The sequence below is a fragment of the Chromobacterium sp. HL1 genome (genome assembly GCF_057418835.1).
Genome location: NZ_CP162399.1, coordinates 920981 through 940015, shown reverse-complemented (window position 1 = coordinate 940015; position 19035 = coordinate 920981). Strand labels below are relative to the sequence as shown.

The 19035-nt window shown below is 62.8% G+C and carries 19 protein-coding genes and 3 tRNA genes; 10 read left to right on the top strand and 12 right to left on the bottom strand.

The annotated features are described in order from the left end of the window. Position 1 precedes the first annotated feature (1 nt). Positions 2 to 391, top strand: coding sequence for a phage holin family protein (locus AB1Z25_RS04335; RefSeq protein ID WP_107798319.1), 390 nt, complete (start codon positions 2 to 4; stop codon positions 389 to 391). Then, positions 388 to 666 carry a hypothetical protein gene (locus tag AB1Z25_RS04330; protein ID WP_107798318.1) on the top strand — a complete coding sequence of 93 codons (279 nt, stop codon included), beginning with the start codon at positions 388 to 390 and terminating at the stop codon, positions 664 to 666. The genes AB1Z25_RS04335 and AB1Z25_RS04330 overlap by 4 nt, the downstream gene beginning before the upstream one ends. Here AB1Z25_RS04330 and AB1Z25_RS04325 read toward each other — a convergent pair whose 3' ends face one another. Then, positions 667 to 1659, bottom strand: a complete 993-nt coding sequence (locus tag AB1Z25_RS04325; RefSeq protein ID WP_486636630.1) for a hypothetical protein — start codon at positions 1657 to 1659, stop codon at positions 667 to 669. A 104-nt stretch (positions 1660 to 1763) separates the two neighbouring features. Between AB1Z25_RS04325 and tadA the strand changes: the two genes are divergently transcribed. From tadA to AB1Z25_RS04310, 3 genes are read left to right on the top strand one after another with little or no spacing between them, the layout of a single operon-like run. Further along, positions 1764 to 2498: a tRNA adenosine(34) deaminase TadA gene (gene tadA, locus AB1Z25_RS04320; RefSeq protein WP_227107151.1), complete on the top strand. Its 735-nt coding sequence runs from the start codon at positions 1764 to 1766 to the stop codon at positions 2496 to 2498. A 4-nt stretch (positions 2499 to 2502) separates the two neighbouring features. Then, entirely contained in the window at positions 2503 to 3159 is a 657-nt protein-coding gene (locus AB1Z25_RS04315; protein ID WP_486636629.1) for a L,D-transpeptidase family protein, read from the top strand. Then, the gene (locus AB1Z25_RS04310) at positions 3159 to 3572 is read left to right on the top strand and encodes a DUF2721 domain-containing protein (RefSeq protein WP_019104308.1); all 414 of its coding nucleotides are present in this window, start codon (positions 3159 to 3161) and stop codon (positions 3570 to 3572) included. Before AB1Z25_RS04315 ends, AB1Z25_RS04310 begins: the two co-directional genes overlap by 1 nt. Positions 3573 to 3659: 87 nt before the next feature. Here the strand turns inward: AB1Z25_RS04310 and AB1Z25_RS04305 are convergent, their stop codons facing one another. The 4 genes from AB1Z25_RS04305 to AB1Z25_RS04290 form a co-directional block, all read right to left on the bottom strand. Then, the gene (locus AB1Z25_RS04305; protein WP_486636628.1) at positions 3660 to 4415 is read right to left on the bottom strand and encodes a class I SAM-dependent methyltransferase; all 756 of its coding nucleotides are present in this window, start codon (positions 4413 to 4415) and stop codon (positions 3660 to 3662) included. Between the two features lie 336 nt (positions 4416 to 4751). After that, a tRNA-Thr gene (locus AB1Z25_RS04300) sits at positions 4752 to 4827 on the bottom strand. Positions 4828 to 4980: 153 nt separating this feature from the next. Further along, positions 4981 to 5057 (bottom strand) — tRNA-Pro (locus AB1Z25_RS04295). A gap of 81 nt (positions 5058 to 5138) precedes the next feature. Next, positions 5139 to 5215 (bottom strand) — tRNA-Pro (locus AB1Z25_RS04290). 94 nt (positions 5216 to 5309) lie between these two features. Between AB1Z25_RS04290 and AB1Z25_RS04285 the strand changes: the two genes are divergently transcribed. From AB1Z25_RS04285 to AB1Z25_RS04275, 3 genes are all read left to right on the top strand, one after another. After that, positions 5310 to 6293 carry a recombination-associated protein RdgC gene (locus AB1Z25_RS04285; RefSeq protein ID WP_227107145.1) on the top strand — a complete coding sequence of 328 codons (984 nt, stop codon included), beginning with the start codon at positions 5310 to 5312 and terminating at the stop codon, positions 6291 to 6293. A gap of 516 nt (positions 6294 to 6809) precedes the next feature. After that, positions 6810 to 6950, top strand: coding sequence for a hypothetical protein (locus AB1Z25_RS04280; RefSeq protein WP_486636627.1), 141 nt, complete (start codon positions 6810 to 6812; stop codon positions 6948 to 6950). A 147-nt stretch (positions 6951 to 7097) separates the two neighbouring features. Continuing rightward, positions 7098 to 7877 carry a DODA-type extradiol aromatic ring-opening family dioxygenase gene (locus tag AB1Z25_RS04275; protein WP_227107143.1) on the top strand — a complete coding sequence of 260 codons (780 nt, stop codon included), beginning with the start codon at positions 7098 to 7100 and terminating at the stop codon, positions 7875 to 7877. Here the strand turns inward: AB1Z25_RS04275 and AB1Z25_RS04270 are convergent. The 6 genes from AB1Z25_RS04270 to grpE all read right to left on the bottom strand — a co-directional run bounded on the left by AB1Z25_RS04270 (position 7874) and on the right by grpE (position 14934). After that, positions 7874 to 8065: a hypothetical protein gene (locus AB1Z25_RS04270; RefSeq protein ID WP_107798312.1), complete on the bottom strand. Its 192-nt coding sequence runs from the start codon at positions 8063 to 8065 to the stop codon at positions 7874 to 7876. The two genes, AB1Z25_RS04275 and AB1Z25_RS04270, sit on opposite strands and share 4 nt — an antisense overlap. Positions 8066 to 8126: 61 nt before the next feature. Continuing rightward, complete coding sequence (gene hemB, locus AB1Z25_RS04265; RefSeq protein ID WP_107798311.1) at positions 8127 to 9131, bottom strand: porphobilinogen synthase; 1005 nt, start codon at positions 9129 to 9131, stop codon at positions 8127 to 8129. Positions 9132 to 9283: 152 nt separating this feature from the next. Then, on the bottom strand, positions 9284 to 10795 hold the full coding sequence (locus AB1Z25_RS04260; RefSeq protein ID WP_227107141.1) for an alanine/glycine:cation symporter family protein: 1512 nt from the start codon (positions 10793 to 10795) through the stop codon (positions 9284 to 9286). 274 nt (positions 10796 to 11069) lie between these two features. Next, positions 11070 to 12194 carry a molecular chaperone DnaJ gene (dnaJ, locus tag AB1Z25_RS04255; RefSeq protein WP_486636626.1) on the bottom strand — a complete coding sequence of 375 codons (1125 nt, stop codon included), beginning with the start codon at positions 12192 to 12194 and terminating at the stop codon, positions 11070 to 11072. A gap of 143 nt (positions 12195 to 12337) precedes the next feature. Further along, complete coding sequence (gene dnaK / locus AB1Z25_RS04250) at positions 12338 to 14269, bottom strand: molecular chaperone DnaK (protein ID WP_107798308.1); 1932 nt, start codon at positions 14267 to 14269, stop codon at positions 12338 to 12340. A 116-nt stretch (positions 14270 to 14385) separates the two neighbouring features. Continuing rightward, entirely contained in the window at positions 14386 to 14934 is a 549-nt protein-coding gene (gene grpE, locus AB1Z25_RS04245) for a nucleotide exchange factor GrpE (RefSeq protein WP_107798307.1), read from the bottom strand. A 461-nt stretch (positions 14935 to 15395) separates the two neighbouring features. Here grpE and aceA point away from each other — a divergent pair, with 461 nt between their 5' ends. Beyond that, positions 15396 to 16694, top strand: a complete 1299-nt coding sequence (gene aceA, locus AB1Z25_RS04240) for an isocitrate lyase (RefSeq protein ID WP_019101049.1) — start codon at positions 15396 to 15398, stop codon at positions 16692 to 16694. Between the two features lie 243 nt (positions 16695 to 16937). Then, entirely contained in the window at positions 16938 to 17492 is a 555-nt protein-coding gene (locus AB1Z25_RS04235; protein WP_107798306.1) for a flavodoxin family protein, read from the top strand. Positions 17493 to 17555: 63 nt separating this feature from the next. Here AB1Z25_RS04235 and mpl read toward each other — a convergent pair whose 3' ends face one another. After that, entirely contained in the window at positions 17556 to 18935 is a 1380-nt protein-coding gene (mpl, locus tag AB1Z25_RS04230; RefSeq protein WP_486636625.1) for a UDP-N-acetylmuramate:L-alanyl-gamma-D-glutamyl-meso-diaminopimelate ligase, read from the bottom strand. Positions 18936 to 19035: the final 100 nt, after the last annotated feature.

Sequence of the window (19035 nt, the reverse complement as noted above, 5' to 3'; positions counted from 1 at the left end):
CATGCCGCAACGCCAATCTCCGCCCCGCCCCGGCAGCCTGCGCTCCTTCGCCGGCGGGGTGGCTTCCTTGCTGCTGACCCGGGCGGAACTGCTGTCGCTTGAAGCTCAGGAACTGAAAGACGACATCATCGGCAGCCTGTTCACCGGCATGCTGGCGTTGATCCTGATCGCCGTGGGCCTGATGGCGGGCCTGCTATTGGTCTGGACGCTGACTCCGCCGACTCTGCGCGCCTGGGCGCTTGCCGCCTGCGCGCTGCTGTTCTGCGGCGCGGGCGCCTGGCTGGCCTTCCGTCTGCGTCGACGGCTGCGCGAGCAAGGACCGGCCTTCGCCACCACATTGGAAGAAGTGCGCAAGGACTGGGCGGCCTTGGGCGGCGGAGACGCGCCGTGAACCCGAGAGACCGCGCCATCAAGAAACAATTGCTGGTGATGAAGGGCGAAGCGCTCAGGGTCAAGCTGCGCCTGGAGCTGGACACCCTGCGCCGCCATCCTCTCGGCGCCGCTGGGGAAGGCCTGAAAGCCTGGGGCCGGCACCGCGGGCTCGGCAAGATTCTGGCCGTGCTCGGCAGCCTGCTGCCGCCGGGCGGAAGGTTGCAATCCTGGCTGGGCACCGGCGCGCGGCTTTGGGCGCTGTGGCAGCTGGGACGCCGCTGGCTGCGCCGCTAATCAAGCCTGGACGTTCACGCCCCCGCCGGCTTCCCCCTCAAGGTGGACCTGGACGTCCATCTCCCCGTTCTCCGACACTTCCCCGGTCGCCAACATCTTCTCGATGCCGGCCATGTCCTTGTCCATCTCCTTCATCATTTTCCTGAGCTCTTGATCGGCCTGCAGTTGACGCGTCTGCTGCTTGAGCCAGTTTTGCAGCTGCTTCAACTTCATCATGATGTCCTGGATCACCCGGTCGCCCGCCACCGGATTGCCGCCGGCCAGCGGATTGCCCCCGCCGGCGCGCGGCGTTGCGCCGTCGTCGCGCGCGGTCGCTCCCGCGCTTTTGTCGCCATTGGCCGCGGCCGCGTCGCCACGCGCGCCGGCGGCCGACACATTGCCTTCCCCATCCTTTGTCTGCCGCGTTTCGTCCTCGGCGGTTTGCGCCTTGGCTTCAATCTGCGCCTGGGCGGCGGCGCCGGAAACGTCTCCACCGCCGCCGGTCGACTCCGGCGCGGCCTCGCTCGAAGCCGCCGCGCTTGCCGCCGCCGCCGCGTCGCTGCCTACGCTGATCGGCATCATCGAATCGGCGGCGTTCTGCGTCATGCTGGCCACCAGCTGCTTGAGCTCCTTGACCGCGCGCGCCAGCTCCGCCGCCAGCGCTTTCAGGCTGGCCTTGTCCCGGCCCGCCATCTGCGCCATCTGCAGCAACATATCCACCTTCTTTTTCAGCATCTCCTTCTGCATGCCGTCCACTTCGGGCGAACGCTTGGGCAAGGGCCGCAAGGTCACCTTCAATTGCTGCATGAACTTGCCCAAGCTTTGCTGCAAGGAGGATTGCAACTGCTGACGCGCTTGTTGCGCCGGACCAGCCTGCAAGGAAGCCGTTGGAGCGGCGGTCTGGGCCGTTGCGGACTCGGCGGACGCAGCTGAAGCCGCTGGCGCGGCGCGACCGGCCGGCGGCTTGGATTGGGACAGCGCATAGGAGGCGGAATAGGGCTTTATCACGGGCATATAAGAAAAAACCTATGGTTATGACATTCTATCGGCCGTGCAGGGGATTTCTTTACGCTAAAATCGACATCATGCAAGACAAACCCGTCCCACCCGCTGAAACCATGGCGAGCCGCGCTCAGCTGGCCTCGCCCCCCTTGCCGCCCGCGGCCATCGCCTGGCTCGCCGAAATCGGCATTGTAGACGCCGACGCCCTGAGGCAACGCGGCCCGGTCCTGGCTTTCTTGCAATTGAAAAGCCGCGGACGCACCGCTACCCGAAAGCTGTTGTTCGCGCTGGAGGCCGCCTGCCGCGGCATTCATTGGAACCAACTCGGCGACGAAGCCAAAGACGCCTTGCTGCGGCAATTGGCCGCGCATCCGCCCGTGGCCGCCCCGCCGCCCGAGGCCGAGATCGCCCGTCATCTGGCGCTGGCTCTGGAGCTGGCCGCCCAGGCCGGCTCGGAGGGAGAGATTCCGGTCGGCGCCGTCGTCGTCCGACAAGGCGAAGTGATAGGACGCGGCTACAATCAACCTATAGGCCGACGCGACCCCAGCGCCCACGCCGAGATCATGGCCCTGCGCGACGCCGCCGGCCTGCTGGGCAATTACCGCCTGGACGGCTGCGATCTGTACGTGACGCTGGAACCCTGTCTGATGTGCAGCGGCGCCATCATGCACGCCCGCATCGCCCGCGTGATTTACGGCGCTCCCGACGCCAAGACCGGGGCCGCCGGCAGCGTGCTGGACGTTTTCGCCGACAGCCGCCTCAATCACCATGCCGCGGTGTTCGGCCAGCAACAGGCGGACGCCTGCGCGCAACCGTTGACGGCGTTTTTCCAAACCCGTCGGAAAGGCTGATGCCATGCTGCGACTGATGCTCGCCCTGTCCGTGAGCGCGTCCGCCTTCGCCGGCGACACGGAAGACGACGCCGCGCTGGCGATGGACCCATTGGCGGCGGCGGCTTTCGCGGTTCAGCAGCAGGCCGCCGTGCCCTTGCTGGACACCTCCCCCAATCCGCGCCATTACGGCGCGCCCTGGATTCTGGTCGGCGTGCGCAGCCAGACCCTGCGCCGTTACGACGGCTGGGGGCTGTTGCAACGCGAATATCAGGTGTCCACCGCGCGCAAGGGCGTGGGAGAAGTCAGCGGCAGCTACCAGACCCCGCGCGGCTGGCACCGGGTCTGCGAACGCATCGGCGCCGGCGTGGAAGCCAACACCATTATTTTCCGCCGCAAAGTGACGCCCTGGAAGTACACGCCGGAACTGCACATCCAGTACCCGAACAAGGACTGGATCCTCACCCGCATTCTGTGGCTGTGCGGCGAAGAGCCCGGAAAGAACCAAGGCGGCGAAGTAGACAGTTATAATCGAGCCATTTACATCCACGGTGCCGGGGACCACGTGCCCTGGGGCACCCCCACCTCCCTCGGCTGCGTCCGCATGAAGAACCCGGACGTAATCGAACTATTCGACGCCACCGACAACGGCATTGATGTCCTGATTGATGAGAACGCCTGATGCACTCCGCGCTGACCCTGACCACGCCCGCCCTGCTGTTTCCCGCCATTTCCCTGCTGTTGCTGGCCTATACCAACCGTTTTCTCGGCCTGGCCGGCATCATTCGCAATCTGTACGAGGAGTACCGCGATAGCCAGGACCCGAAGATCCTCCGCCAGATCGGCAATCTGCGCACCCGCATCACCTTGATCAAATGGATGCAATGCCTGGGCATCGCCAGCCTATTTCTATGCACGGTGGCGATGTTCCAGGTTTATACCGGCTGGCAGGCTTGGGGGGAGCTGACTTTCGGCATCAGCCTGCTGTGCATGATCTGCTCGCTGGCGGTGTCGCTGATCGAACTGCTGCGTTCGTCCGACGCGCTCAACATCCTGCTGTCCGATCTGCAAGCGGAATACGACAAGCGGCGCTGAAAGCCGGCCCGCCGCCGGCTACGCGCGGCGGGCGGTGCTGGATTGCTTGCGCCGGCAGATGGCGCGGAATCGGTCTTAAAACCTGTTCTAAGACACCGGGCGCCGCGCCACCAGCAGGCTCAGCGGCATGCTGACCCGGCACACCTGATCGCCATCGCCCCAGGCACGGGCGATGCGGCTGGAGGCATCGTCCAGCACATGCTCGCCCAGGGTCTGTTTGCACAGCTTGCTGGCGGACAGCGTGTTGAGAAAGCCCAGGTATTGCTCCAGCGTCCAATCGCAATCAATCGCCAGATCCGGCGTTTCCAGCACAGGCAGCGGGCAGCCCGCGGTGCTGTAGCCGTCCCACAGTATCTGGCAGCGGCTGGACCAGAACGGTTCGATGATGGACGTCAAAATCGCCGCGGCGCGGTCCACTTCGGGAGACACCCTGCATAGATGATAACCCCAGGCGGCGAACACGCCGCCCGGCTTGAGCACCCGTCCCACCTCCGGCCAGAACGACGGGAAATGAAACCAATGCAAAGCCTGCGACACCGTGATCAGATCAAAGGCGGCGTCGTCGAACGGCGTGACCTCGGCCGGACACTCGCGGTAATACACCTGATTATGCGCCTCGGCCTGACCCAGCTGCGCGGAGCTGATGTCCGTGGCGTCCACGCGCGCGAAACTGTCCCCCAACCTCACCGCGGTCTGACCGTTGCCGGTGGCGCAATCCCAGGCTCGCCCATATTCGGCGCACTGCGGCAATAGCCACTGATACAAGGCCTCCGGATACGCCGGACGAAACCGGGCGTATAAATCCGAATACAGGCTGAAAGTAGCAACGGAATTGGATAGCATGTTCGCTCTCTACAATTGCTGTAGCTTTCCATTAGATGACAGCCTAGACCGTCATGTCCATTCGTCATAACAGACGTTCACAATATATTTCAGCCCAGGCGCATTCTCAAGCCGCCCGCAATGCGGGCGGACTTCTGTCCATCGTGCCCGGCCACAAAAATGCTTATATCATAATCTGTCGGCAATCGCCAGCCGTCGCGACGGCGTCCGGCTCCGGATTCGCAAAGCGAGCCAAGGGGAATCAAATAGGCGGGACGGGGGAAAACCGGCAAGAGGCGCGCCGGAAACGCAAAAAAGCCCGCATGGCGGGCTGATTGCTGTTCTAAAGCGGGATTGTGGTGCCGGTAAGAGGAGTCGAACCCCCGACCTTCGCATTACGAATGCGCTGCTCTACCAACTGAGCTATACCGGCACATCACTCCGCCCTGAAGCAGAGCGCGTAATAATAAACAGTTTCCTGCGATTTGAAAAGGGGCGTCGGCCATTTCCAAATAACCGGCTTGATTCTTTAAGTCCCCAATGCAAAAACCCTGAATTCAAATACTTGAATTCAGGGTTTTGAATCTGGTCGGAGTGAGAGGATTCGAACCTCCGGCCTCTACGTCCCGAACGTAGCGCTCTACCAGGCTAAGCTACACTCCGTTTTACTGCCTTCAGCGCCAAGCACCGAGGAGCAGAAATTTACTACATCCGATGCTTTCTGACAAGCTTTTTCTAATTGACTGGTCGGAGTGAGAGGATTCGAACCTCCGGCCTCTACGTCCCGAACGTAGCGCTCTACCAGGCTAAGCTACACTCCGACGACCATCTTCAAGCTTGTCCGAAAACCACCCCGCTGCTGTCTTGGCTGCGGTACAATCTGTGGCATCAGAGGACGCGCATTATGGAACAAATATGTGGTTTAGGCAACTATCTTTTTACCGTTTGAATCAAGACGACGCCCCTAACAACGAACAGCTTTCCGCCGCGCTGGAAAAGCGTCCATTCCAGCATTGCATGGGACTGGACTGGTTCAGCGAGGGCTGGGTGCCCGCCGCCGGCCACCTGGAGGCGCCGGTCTACGCTGTGCGCGGCTGCCAGATGGTGTCTTTGCGCCGCGAGGACAAAGTGCTGCCCTCCTCGGTGATCCGCGACTTCGTCGATTTGAAAGTCGCCGAGATAGAAGACAAGGAGTTGCGCAAGGTGGGCCGCAAGGAAAAGCTGGCCCTGAAAGAGCAGATCACCGACGACCTGCTCCCGCGCGCCTTCGTGCGCAGCAGCCGGATGAGCGCCTATCTGGACACCCGCCGCGGTTGGCTGATGGTGGACTCGGCAGCCGCCAGCAAGGCGGAAGCGCTGGTCTCCAAGCTGCGCGAAGCACTGCCGCCCTTCCCCGCCGCGCTGCCGCGCACCAAGATCGCCCCGCACACCGCGATGACGGACTGGCTGGCGGCAGGCGAGGCGCCGGCCGGCTTTGAGCTGGATTCCGATTGCGAGCTCAAGGACAGCGGCGAAAACGGCGCGGTAGTGCGTTGCGCGCGCATCGACCTGACCGCGGACGAGATCCGCCAGCACATCGCCACCGGCAAGCAAGTGACCCGGGTTGGCCTGATCTGGCAGGAAAAGATCCGCTTCCAGCTGACCGATATGCTGCAGCTGAAGCGGCTGCAGTTCCTGGACCTGCTGCAAGACGAAGCCAGCCAGGCCGGTGATGACCGCGAAAGCCTGTTCGAAGCCACCTTCACCTTGATGAGCGAAGAACTGGGCGAACTGGTGGACGCGCTGGTCGCCGCGCTGGGCGGCCTGGAAGAAGCGCCCAGCCCGGCGGCTGTCGCCCCGGCGCAGGACAAGCAACCCGCCGTCGTCGACGAAAACTCGGCGGAAGTGCCCTGGGACTAAGAGAGGGTTCGATGCTCGCATGCAGCGTGCGCCGCCCAACTCTTTGACCGCAAGGCCAAGTCTCGCTCTGACGAGCGAGACTTGGACCGGCTCGCAGAGCCTTCCCGCCCCCGCAAGCGCTTCACGCTTGCGGGGGCGGCTCTTCATCTCTCCGTTCGCAAGCCTCATAGCAATCAGCTAAGCAGCAAGCAAAAACAATCAATTTAACAAATACAAAGCCTTGAGCGATACTCCGCATACCTTAGCAAGAGAGATCGCAATGAAAGCATTCGACTGGCAAGCGCTCTGGCTGGAAGTATGGGCCGGCTTCGCCTGGCTGCAATAGAGCGACCAACAAAGCCCTGATACCGCCTTACGGCCCCCTGGCGGAGCGAAGGATTCCGCCTTTCTCCTCCGCTCCGGCCCCCGGCTTCAACGCTCCCGTTTCAAGCCTTCCGCCACAGCGGCCACTCCTGAGCGAGCGTTTATTTTGACATTCAAACAAGAATGATTATCATTCAATTATAGGAGCGTCAAATGACCATGTATCGACAACAGCTGAGAAGGTTGAAACGGCAGCCATTGAGCGACGGGCAGAGCAAGCGTAACTGGCGGCGCATCATGGGCGTCCTCATCTTCATTGCCGGCTGTGCCATCCTGCTTGGCGGATTGAGTTAAAACCGGAGTAGGCCGTCCCTTTGCAAGACGAGCCGCCGCATCGCCAAATTGTTTCCAACGAGTAAACAATAAAGCCAATAAACTGCGGTTTATCAGAGAATCGCCGTGGCTTAAGCTGAAGCCATCACTTGAATGAAAGCTTCAGCCATGACTGCTCGCCTACCTGCGCTGTTCATCTCGCACGGCGCCCCCACCCTGGTGCTGGAAGACAGCCCAAGCCGCCATTTCATCGCCCAGCTGGGAACGGAGTTGCCGCGCCCGCGCGCCATCGTCATCGTTTCCGCGCACTGGGAAACCCGCGGCCTGGTGGTCAACCACAAGCCAAATCCGGAAACCATCCACGACTTCTACGGCTTTCCCGAGGCCCTGTACCAGTTGAATTACCCGGCCCGCACCGATGCGCAGCTCTGCGCGCGCCTGCACGAATTGTTCGCCGCCGCCGGACTGCCGGCGCAAAGCACCGAACAACGCGGACTGGATCACGGCGCCTGGACGCCGCTGATGCTGATGTACCCGCAGGCGGATATCCCCATCGTCAATCTGTCGCTGCCGCATCAGGCGCCGGCCGCTGAACTGATGCGCATAGGCGAGGCGCTGCGCCCGCTGCGCGACGAAGGCGTCCTGATCATCGCCTCCGGCAGCTACACCCACAATCTGCGCGCGCTGGCCCCGGAAGGCTCTGCGCCGGCGCCGTGGGCGCTGGCCTTCCGCGATTGGCTGGACCAGCAGTTGCTGAACGACGCCCGGGACACGCTGGCCGACTGGCTGCAGCAAGCGCCCTATCCGCGCCACAACCATCCCAGCGACGAACACATCGCCCCGCTGTGGGTGGCGCTGGGCGCTGGCACGCCGGGCGCGCCCGCGCTCAAGCTGCACGACGACTGGCGCATGGGCAATCTGTCCATGGCCAGCTGGCGCTTCGACTAGCCGCCCGCCGCCGGCGGCGCCTTGTCGTCGTCTTCCTCGTCTTCGTCGTCCCAGCCCAAGGGCTTGACCCCGGGCGGCAGATCCGGCGGCGGCTCACGCCGGGACAGCCGGATCAGGATGCCCAGCGCCGTCGCCGCCGGCGCGGCGGCGATGAGAATCCAGAACAGGGTGGAATGCATCAAATCCATGTCCGCTCCCATGCAAAACGCCCCGGCCTGAGCCGGGGCGCGATGGCTTGTCCGCCTGCGCTCAGCGTTGGCGCAGCAAACGCGCCGCGTCCAGCGCGAAATAGGTCAGGATGCCGTCCGCTCCGGCGCGCTTGAACGCGATCAGGCTTTCCAGCATGCACTTTTCCTCGTTCAGCCAGCCGTTCTGGAAGGCCGCCTTCAACATCGCGTACTCGCCGGACACCTGATAGGCGAAGGTCGGCACCCGGAACGTGTCTTTCACTCGACGGATCACGTCCAGATAGGGCATGCCCGGCTTGATCATCACCGCGTCGGCGCCCTCTTCCAGATCCTGCGCCACTTCCTGGATCGCTTCGTCCAGATTGGCCGGGTCCATCTGGTAGTTGTTCTTGTCGGCCTTGCCCAGATTGCCGGACGAACCCAAAGCGTCGCGGAAGGGGCCGTAGAAGCCGGACGCGTACTTGGCCGAATACGCCAGAATCTTGGTGTGGATGAAGCCCTCCTCCTCGAAAGCCTCGCGGATCGCGCCGATGCGTCCGTCCATCATGTCGGACGGACCGAACATGTCCACGCCGGCCTCCGCATGACAGAGGCCTTGCTTGATCAGGATTTCGGTGGTTTCGTCGTTGAGCACGTAGCCGCTCTCGTCCATCACCCCGTCCTGGCCGTGAATGGTGTACGGGTCCAGCGCGCCGTCAGTCATCACGCCCAGCTCGGGGAAGCGTTTCTTCAATTCGCGCACCACGGTCGGCACCAGGCCTTCGGGGTTGTAGGCCTCTTGCGCGCTATTGTCCTTGCCCGATTCGATCACCGGGAACAGCGACAGCATCGGGATGCCCAGTTCCAGCGCCTGTTCGGCGGTGTATAGCAGCTTGTCCAGCGTTTGGCGCGGCGCGCCCGGCATCGACGGCACTTCCACCACCCGGTTCTGCCCTTCCATCACGAATACCGGATAGATCAGATCGTTGGCGGTCAGCACGTTTTCACGCATCAGGCGGCGGGAGAATTCATCTTTGCGCATGCGGCGCATGCGGGTGGCGGGAAAATAGCGATTGGCGAAAATCATGACAATTCCATTAGAAGGATTAGCCCGGCCATTGTACGCCTGTTGCCGCCGACCCGCAGCGGATGCCGGCCGGCAAAACAGAGTGTTCTGGATTTTGCACGCCGGCTTTGCGGACAGCGCCGGAAACCGCCGCCGTCCGCGTTCTCCTGAGCTCAGCGCTTACGCGGCGCCAGCTCGCCTTCCTCCGCGGCCTTGCCGGCCTGCGCCGCCAATTCCGCAGCCAGATTGTCCTCCGCGCGCCGTCCTTCCCAGTAGGCGGCGTTGACGATGCCCAGCGCTTCCGGATGGAACACCGGGTCCAGGCCGCGCGCTTTCTGCACCTCATAGTCCCGCAGGCAGGCCAGCGCCGGTTTTTGCATCAAGACGATGGCGATGATGTTGAGCCAGGCCATCAGGCCGACGCCGATATCGCCCAGACCCCAGGCCAGATCCGCGGTCTTGACCGTGCCGTACACCGTTGCCGCCATCAAGGCGATCTTCAGCACAAAGCTCAGCCAGGGCAGCTGAATCTTGCGGTTGATGTAGGCGATATTGGTTTCGGCGATGTAGTAGTAGGCGACGATGGTGGTGAAGGCGAAAAAGAACAGCGCCAGCGCCACGAAGATGGAGCCGAAGCCCGGCATGATGCTTTCCATCGCGATCTGCACATAACCCGGCCCCGCCGCCACGCCGGCGATGCCGGTGTACATGGCCTGGCCTTCCGGACCCTGCACATTGTATTGGCCGGTGATCAGCAGCATGAAGGCGGTGGCGGAGCAAACGAACAAGGTGTCGATATAGACCGAAAAGGCTTGCACCAGGCCCTGTTTGGCCGGATGCGACACCGCCGCGGCGCTGGAGGCGTGCGGGCCGGTGCCCTGACCGGCTTCATTGGAATACACGCCGCGCTTCACCCCCCACTGGATGGCCAGGCCGAGAATGGCGCCGAAACCGGCCTCCATGCCAAACGCGCTTTTCAGCACCAGCGCCATCACGCCGGGCAGCTGCTCGATGTTCAAGGCGATGATTACGCAGGCCACGATGATGTAGCCCAAGGCCATGAAGGGCACCACCGCGCCGGCGAACAGCGCGATGCGCTTGACCCCGCCGAAGATGATGAAGCCCAGAATGATGGCCAGCACCGCCGCGGTGACGGTGGGCGCGATGCCGAAGGCGGTGTTCAGCGAGGCGGCGATGGAATTGGCCTGCACGCCCGGCAACAACACGCCGGTGGCGACGATGGTGGTGATGGCGAACAGCCAGGCGTACCACTTCAAGCCCAGACCCTTCTCGATGTAGAAAGCCGGTCCGCCGCGATACTGGCCGTCGATCTTTTCCTTGTAGACCTGGCCCAGCGTCGATTCGACGAAGGCCGAACTGGCGCCGAGGAAGGCCACCATCCACATCCAGAAGATGGCGCCCGGGCCGCCGAAAGTGATCGCGGTGGCGACGCCGGCGATATTGCCGGTGCCGACGCGGCCGGCCAGCGTCATCGCCAGCGCCTGGAACGAGGACACGCCGCTGGCGCTGCTCTCGGTATTGAACATCAGGCGCAGCATTTCCCGGAAGTGGCGCAATTGCAGGAAACGCGTACGCACGGACAAGTAAAGACCCACGCCCAGACACAGGTAAATCAGCGCCGGGCTCCAGATGACGCCGTTGACGGCGTTGACCAAATCTTCCATGACATTCTCCTTTGAGCGAAGCCAAGCTCACCGCGCTGATGCAGGGTGGCCCGGATAATTTTTATGTTTTCGCTCCGGAGCGGGGTTCCGGAGCCCCACCAAGATAAGGCCGGATACCGGAACCCTCCAGATAATTCATTTTAAAAAATCGCTCATTACAACAAGTTACTCAAAAATAGTTGACCACAAAAAATATTTATGTTCCAACAAAAAAACGGCAAGCGCGTGCTTGCCGTTTTGTCGTCCGCGACCGCGAGGGCCGCTGAGAGACGTCTTAACCGAAGAAATCCTTCAACTTGTCCATGAAGGACTTGGAGCGCGGATTGTGAGTGGCCACGTCGCCCTGGCTGATGGCGTCGAATTCGCGCAGCAGCTCTTTCTGACGTTCGGTCAGCTTGACCGGGGTTTCCACCACCACATGGCAATGCAGATCGCCGTAATCGGTGCCGCGCACCGCTTTCACGCCCTTGCCGCGCAAGCGGTAGACGCGCCCGCTCTGGGTTTCCCCCGCGATCTTGACCTTGGCCATGCCGTCCAGCGTCGGGATTTCCACTTCGCCGCCCAGCGCCGCGGTGGAGAAGGAGATCGGCATCTCGCAATGCAGGTCCATGCCGTCGCGCTGGAACACCGCGTGCGGCTTGATGTGGGTGACCACGTAAAGGTCGCCGGACGGTCCGCCGTTCTGGCCCGGCTCGCCTTCGCCGGACAGACGGATGCGGTCGCCCTCGTCCACGCCGGGCGGAATCTTCACGTTCAGCGTTTTGTTGGTCTTTTTCTGGCCCGCGCCGTGGCAGCTGGTGCAGGGATCGGTAATCTGCTTGCCGGTGCCGTGGCAGGTGGGGCAAGTCTGCTGAATGGAGAAGAAGCCCTGGCTCATCCTCACCTGGCCGTGGCCGCCGCAGGTGGAGCAGGTCTTGGGCTGGGTGCCGGGCTTGGCGCCGCTGCCGTGGCAGACTTCGCATTCTTCGTGCGAAGGGATGCGGATCTGCTTCTCGCAGCCGCGGGCCGCCTCTTCCAGCGAGATTTCCATGTTGTAGCGCAGGTCCGCGCCGCGATAGACGTTGGAACGCCCGCCTCCGCCGCCGGAGCGGCCACCGCCGAAGATATCGCTGAAAATGTCGGCGAAGTCGCCGAAACCACCAAAGCCCGCGCCGCCGCCGGCGCCGGCCTGCGGATCCACGCCGGCATGGCCGAACTGGTCGTAAGCACCCCGCTTCTGGCTGTCGGACAGAATCTCGTAGGCTTCCTTGACCTCTTTGAACTTCTCTTCCGCTTCCTTGCTGTCCGGATTACGGTCCGGGTGATACTTCATCGCCAGCTTGCGGTAAGCCTTTTTGATGTCGTCGTCGGAGGCGTCGCGGTTGACGCCCAACACATCGTAGTAATCTTTCTTGGACATGTTCCTGTCTCTCTCAAATTCAGTCGGCTCGGGAAGCAAGCCCCCTAGCGCGGCCGGCCACCATACGCCAATGACCGGTCCGGGCCGCGGAACACTCCGGCGGGCCCGGCCCGGTCATCAGGCGTCAAGACATCGGCTGGCGATTAAGCCTTGTCTTTCTTCACTTCTTCGAACTCGGCGTCGACGACGTTGCCGTCTTCCTGCTTGCCGGCCTGAGCGTCCGCGCCGCCCTGCTGGGCGCCGGCTTCAGCCTGCTGAGCCTGGGCGTACATGATTTCGCCCAGTTTCTGGCTGGCCTTGGCCAGTTCTTCGGTCTTGGCTTCGATCTCGGCCTTGTCTTCGCTCTTGGCCACTTCCTCGGCCGCCTTCACCGCGTCTTCGATCTTGGCCTTCTCGGCGGCGTCGATCTTGTCGCCGTGCTCGGCCAGCGATTTCTTCACGCTGTGGATCAGGCCTTCCGCCTGGTTGCGGGCGGTCACCAGCTCGTGTAGCTTCTTGTCTTCCTCAGCGTTGGCCTCGGCGTCCTTCACCATTTGCTGGATCTCGGCTTCGGACAAGCCCGAGGAAGCCTGGATGGTGATGTTGGCCTGCTTGCCGGAAGCCTTGTCCTTGGCCGACACGTGCAGAATGCCGTTGGCGTCGATGTTGAATTCCACTTCGATCTGCGGAATGCCGCGCGGCGCCGGCGGAATGTCGCCCAGATTGAACTGGCCCAGGCTCTTGTTGGCGGAAGCCTTCTCGCGTTCGCCCTGCAGCACGTGGATGGTTACCGCGGTCTGGTTGTCGTCGGCGGTGGAGAACACCTGCGACGCCTTGGTCGGGATGGTGGTGTTCTTCTGGATCAGCTTGGTCATCACGCCGCCCAGGGTTTCAATGCCCAGCGACAGCGGGGTCACGTCCAAGAGCAGCACGTCCTTGCGGTCGCCGGACAGCACCGAACCCTGGATCGCGGCACCCACGGCCACGGCTTCGTCCGGGTTCACGTCCTTGCGCGGCTCCTTGCCGAAGAATTCCTTAACTTTTTCCTGCACCTTGGGCATGCGGGTCTGGCCGCCGACCAGGATCACGTCGGAGATCTCGTTGACCGACAGGCCGGCATCCTTCAGCGCCACGCGGCACGGCTCGATGGAGCGCTCGACCAGGTCTTCCACCAGGCTTTCGAACTTGGCGCGGGTGATCTTCATCGCCAAGTGTTTCGGGCCGGTGGCGTCCATGGTGATGTAGGGCAGGTTCACTTCGGTCTGAGTCGCGCTGGACAGCTCGATCTTGGCCTTTTCCGCCGCTTCCTTCAGACGCTGCAGCGCCATCACGTCGTTCTTCAGGTCCACGCCCTGTTCGCGCTTGAACTCGGTCACGATGTAGTCGATCACGCGCTGGTCGAAGTCTTCGCCGCCCAGGAAGGTGTCGCCGTTGGTCGACAGCACTTCGAACTGGTGCTCGCCGTCCACGTCGGCGATTTCAATGATGGACACGTCGAAAGTGCCGCCGCCTAGGTCGTACACCGCGATCTTGCGGTCGCCTTCCTGCTTGGACAGGCCGAAAGCCAGCGCCGCGGCGGTCGGTTCGTTGATGATGCGCTTCACTTCCAGACCGGCGATGCGGCCGGCGTCCTTGGTGGCCTGACGCTGGCTGTCGTTGAAGTAGGCCGGCACGGTGATCACCGCCTCGGTCACTTCCTCGCCCAGATAGTCTTCCGCGGCCTTCTTCATCTTGCGCAGCACTTCGGCGGAGAGTTGCGGCGGAGCCAGTTCCTGGTCGCGCACTTTGACCCAGGCGTCGCCGTTCTTGGCTTTCAGGATTTCGAAAGGCATCAGGTCGATGTCTTTCTGCACTTCCTTGTCTTCGAAGCGGCGGCCGATCAGGCGCTTGGCGGCGTAAATGGTGTTGCGCGGGTTGGTCACCGCCTGGCGTTTGGCCGGCGCGCCGACCAGGATTTCGCCATCGTCCATATAGGCGATGATGGACGGAGTGGTGCGAGCGCCTTCGGCGTTCTCGATCACTTTGGGCGCGCCGCCCTCCACGACCGATACGCAGGAGTTGGTGGTGCCCAAGTCGATGCCAATGATTTTACCCATGTCGAAGTTCCTTTATCTCAATTCGTTTCAGCGGCCATTTGTTCGATAGCGACCGCCTGTTGTCTCAATAGGTATTGGCTATGCCCATTATTTCAAGAGGAGCACGCCGCCCTTTTTTATGCTTTTGCCTTGGCGACCACAACCATGGCCGGACGCAGTACGCGATCGGAGATCTGGTAGCCTTTTTGCATCACGCGCACGATGGTGTTGGGTTCGGCGTCGGCCTCTTCTGCGCTCATCGCCTGATGCTGATGCGGGTCCAGCTTGTCGCCGGCCTGGGGAGCGATGTCCTTGATCTGCGCCTTGTCGAAGGCGGACACCAATTGCTTCAGCGTCATGTCCACGCCCATCTTCAGGGTGTCGATCTGACCGCTCTGGTCCAGCAGCGCCATTTCCAGATAGTCCTTCACCGACACCAGCTCGCCGGCGAACTTGGAGATTGCGTATTTGTGCGCGGCGGCCACGTCTTCCTGCCCGCGGCGGCGCTGGTTTTCCAGATCGGCGCGGGCGCGCAGCAGCGCGTCCTTCAGTTCGGCCACTTCCGCGTCCAGCGCGGCGATGCGTTGCTCCGCGCTCAGCTCTTGCTCTACGGCCTGCTCCGCCACCGTCGCGTCGATATTGTCATTGTCCACGGCGTCTGCCGCGATGTTTTGCTTGTCCTGCATGGCGATTCCTCGGATTTGGATTCAGCGGTACGAATAGTCCCGACTCAAGGTAGGGGCTTCGTCGCGGAATTCAAGCCCTGAGAACGACTGAACGGCTTCAGACCGTCATCCTAGGCGTCCCAAACCCCGATGTGCGTTTGCGGACTTTTATTTTCTAAAAGCAAACGCTTGAGCGAGTCGCAATATTCGTTTTAGGAAAGTTGCTGTTAGCTTTTGAAAATCAAACATTTTCTTTGTGCTGCACTGCACACAAGCGTTTTTATTTGTGCTAATAATTGAGCCACACCCGCAAGTGCTCCGCCCGAACAGCCGCTATCCCCAAGGCTGACACGGCGGACATGCCGAGCCGGCCCCATGAGGGCCGACCGCAAGAAAATCCGGAAAACCGGATAGCCAGATCGCTTAATGAGGACGCCGGCGTCTGCCGGCGCGCACAGAAACGTATCGAGAAGGGTTTTAGCATGACGACTCGCGAACAACGCATTGCAGCCATCCAGAAAGACTGGAACGAGAATCCCCGCTGGAAAGGCATCAAGCGCGGCTACAGCGCCGCCGATGTGGAGCGCCTGCGCGGCTCGTTGCAGATTGAGTACTCCTTGGCGCGCAACGGCGCGGACAAGCTGTGGGGCCTGCTCCACAGCGAGCCGTACATCAACTGTCTGGGCGCGCTGACCGGCGGTCAGGCCATGCAGCAGGTCAAGGCCGGCGTCAAGGCCATCTATCTGTCCGGCTGGCAAGTGGCCGCAGACAACAATGAATACTCCGCAATGTATCCGGACCAGTCGCTGTATCCGGTTGACTCGGTGCCCAAGGTGGTGGAACGCATCAACAACGCCTTCACCCGCGCCGACGAAATCCAGCATTCCAAGGGCGTGGCCCAGGGCGACGCCGGCTTCATCGACTACTTCGCCCCCATCGTGGCGGACGCCGAAGCCGGTTTCGGCGGCGTGCTGAACGCCTATGAGCTGATGAAGGCGATGATACGCGCCGGCGCCGGCGGCGTGCACTTCGAGGACCAGCTAGCCTCGGTGAAGAAATGCGGCCACATGGGCGGCAAGGTGCTGGTGCCGACCCAGGAAGCGGTGCAGAAGCTGATCGCCGCGCGCCTGGCCGCCGACGTCTACGGCGTGCCCACCCTGGTGATCGCCCGCACCGACGCCGAAGCCGCCGATCTCTTGACCAGCGATTGCGACGAGCGCGACCGCCCCTTCCTGACCGGCGAGCGCACCGCCGAAGGCTTCTACAAGACCAAGAAGGGTCTGGAGCAGGCGATCAGCCGCGCCATCGCCTACGCCGACTACGCCGATCTGGTCTGGTGCGAGACCGGCACTCCGGATCTGGAGTTCGCGCGCAAGTTCGCCGAAGCGGTGCACGCCAAGCATCCGGGCAAGCTGCTGGCCTACAACTGCTCGCCGTCCTTCAACTGGAAGAAGAATCTGGACGACGCCACCATCGCCAAATTCCAGCGCGAGCTGGGCGCGATGGGCTATAAGTACCAGTTCATCACTTTGGCCGGCATCCACAATATGTGGTACAACATGTACGACCTGGCGCAAGATTACGTTGCCCGCGGCATGTCCGCCTATGTCGAGAAAGTGCAGGAGCCGGAGTTCGCCGCTCGCGAACGCGGCTACACCTTCGTGTCCCATCAGCAGGAAGTGGGCACCGGCTACTTCGACGACGTCACCACCGTGATCCAGGGCGGCCAGTCCAGCGTCACCGCGCTGACCGGTTCCACCGAGGAAGAGCAGTTCCACTAAACCGCCGCCGTTCACGCCGGGAAAACGCCCACGACCGTGGGCGTTTTTATGTGTTCTGCGCAGTAAAACACCGCTCTTCGGACGCAGGGCCCGCAACGCAGCAAGCCGATGGGATTGTTTAATTCAGCTAAATAATTAATTCATACGGCGGCACTTTTTCAATTCTTCATCATCGCCAATACTGGGCAAAGGCCTGCCGCGCGGCAGGCCTTTCTTCATTCACGGCAATATGAAAGGCCCCTCATGGCAAAAGTCGTCGTCGTTTATCACTCCGGTTACGGTCACACCCAGCAAGTGGCCCAGCATGTCGCCGCCGGCGCCAGTGCGCAGTTGCTGGCCATCGACGCCGAGGGCAATCTGCCCGCCGGCGCCTGGGATCTGCTGAACAGCGCCGACGCCATCATCTTCGGCTCGCCCACCTATATGGGCAGCCCGAGCTGGCAGTTCAAGAAATTCGCCGACGCCAGTTCCAAGGTCTGGTTCACCCGCGGCTGGCAGGACAAGGTGTTCGGCGGCTTTACCAATAGCGCCAGCCTGAACGGCGACAAGCAGGTTTCGCTGATCTATCTGCAAACCCTGGCGTCCCAGCACGGCGGTCTGTGGGTCAGCCTGGGCCTGCTGCCCAGCAACGCCAAGAACGCCAGCCGCGAGGACATCAACAACCTGGGCGGCTCGGTGGGCCTGCTGGTGCAATCCCCGTCCGACGCCAGCGTCGACGAAATCCCGCAAGGCGACCTGGACACCGCCAAGGCCTACGGCCAGCGCGTGGCCGGCATTGCCGCCAAGCTGCGCGGCTAAAAGCTCGTTCAGACAAGTCAAAGGGGGCCAAGCGGCCCCCTTTTTTCTTGCCCGCGCCCCGCCTCAGCCGCGCGCGGCCAGTTGCTCCAGCAGCTTCTGGTGAATGCCGCCGAAACCGCCGTTGCTCATCACCAGCACATGGTCGCCGGGGCGGGCCGCGGCGGCCACCGCTCGCAGCAGCGCGTCGAAATCGTTGAAGGTCTGCGCGCGCTCGCCCAGCTCGGCCAACGCCTCGCCGGGATTCCAGCCCAGATTGGCGGCGGAGCAGAACACCAGATCGGCGTCGGCCAGAGAGGCCGGCAGCGCCGCCTTCATCGTGCCCAGCTTCATGGTGTTGGAGCGCGGCTCCAGCACGGCCAGGATGCGCTCGCCGCCCACCTTGTGACGCAAGCCGGCCAGGGTGGTGGCGATGGCGGTGGGATGATGGGCGAAGTCGTCGTACACCGTGACGCCGGCCGCCACGCCGCGCACTTCCATACGCCGCTTGACGTTCTGGAAGCGCGACAGCGCATCGATGGCGCTGCTCACCGCCACGCCGACATGGCGGGCGGCGGCGATCGCCGCCAGCGCGTTCAGACGGTTGTGTTCGCCCATCAGATCCCAGCGCACCCGGCCCTGAAGCCGGCCGTCGAGCAGCACGTCGAAGTGGCCGTTAGCCTCCGCCGCGCCCAGCTGCCAGCCGGCGTCCGCGCCGAAGCGCTCCACCGGCGTCCAGCAGCCGCGCTCCAGCACCCGATCCAGGCTGGCCTCGCGGCCGTTGCTGACGATCAGGCCCTGGCCCGGCACCGTGCGCACCAGGTGATGAAACTGGGTTTCTATCGCCGCCAGGTCGGCGAAGATGTCGGCGTGGTCGAACTCCAGATTGTTCAGCACCGCGGTGCGCGGCCGGTAATGAACGAATTTGGAGCGCTTGTCGAAGAAGGCAGTATCGTATTCGTCGGCCTCGATCACAAAGAAGGGGCTGACGCTGGCCACGTCCTGGCGCGGCGCGCCGGGCAGGCGCGCCGACACGCCGAAGTTCTGCGGAATGCCGCCGATTAGGAAACCCGGCGCCAGGCCGGCGTCCTCCAGTATCCAGGCCAGCATCGAGCTGGTGGTGGTCTTGCCGTGAGTGCCGGCCACCGCCAGCACCCATAAGTCCTTGAGCACATTTTCCGCCAGCCACTGCGGGCCGGAAATATACGGCAGCCCGCGGTTGAGGATTTCCTCCATCAGCGGCTTGCCGCGCGTCACCACATTGCCCACCACGAAGATGTCCGCGCCGATATCGGCCTGCTCCGCGCCAAAGCCCTGAATCAGCTCGATGCCCATGGCTTCCAGCTGGGTGCTCATCGGCGGGTAAACATTGGCGTCGCAGCCGGTGACCTTGTGACCGGCCTGTTTGGCGATAGCGGCGATGCCCCCCATGAAGGTGCCGCAAATGCCCAGGATATGGATGTGCATAGTTCGGTTCAGCGTATTGAAACGGCAAAACGGCAAGCATACCGGAAAGCGGCCGCCGCCGACATCCGGGCTCGCCAGCCGGGGCGCGTCCGGCCGCGCC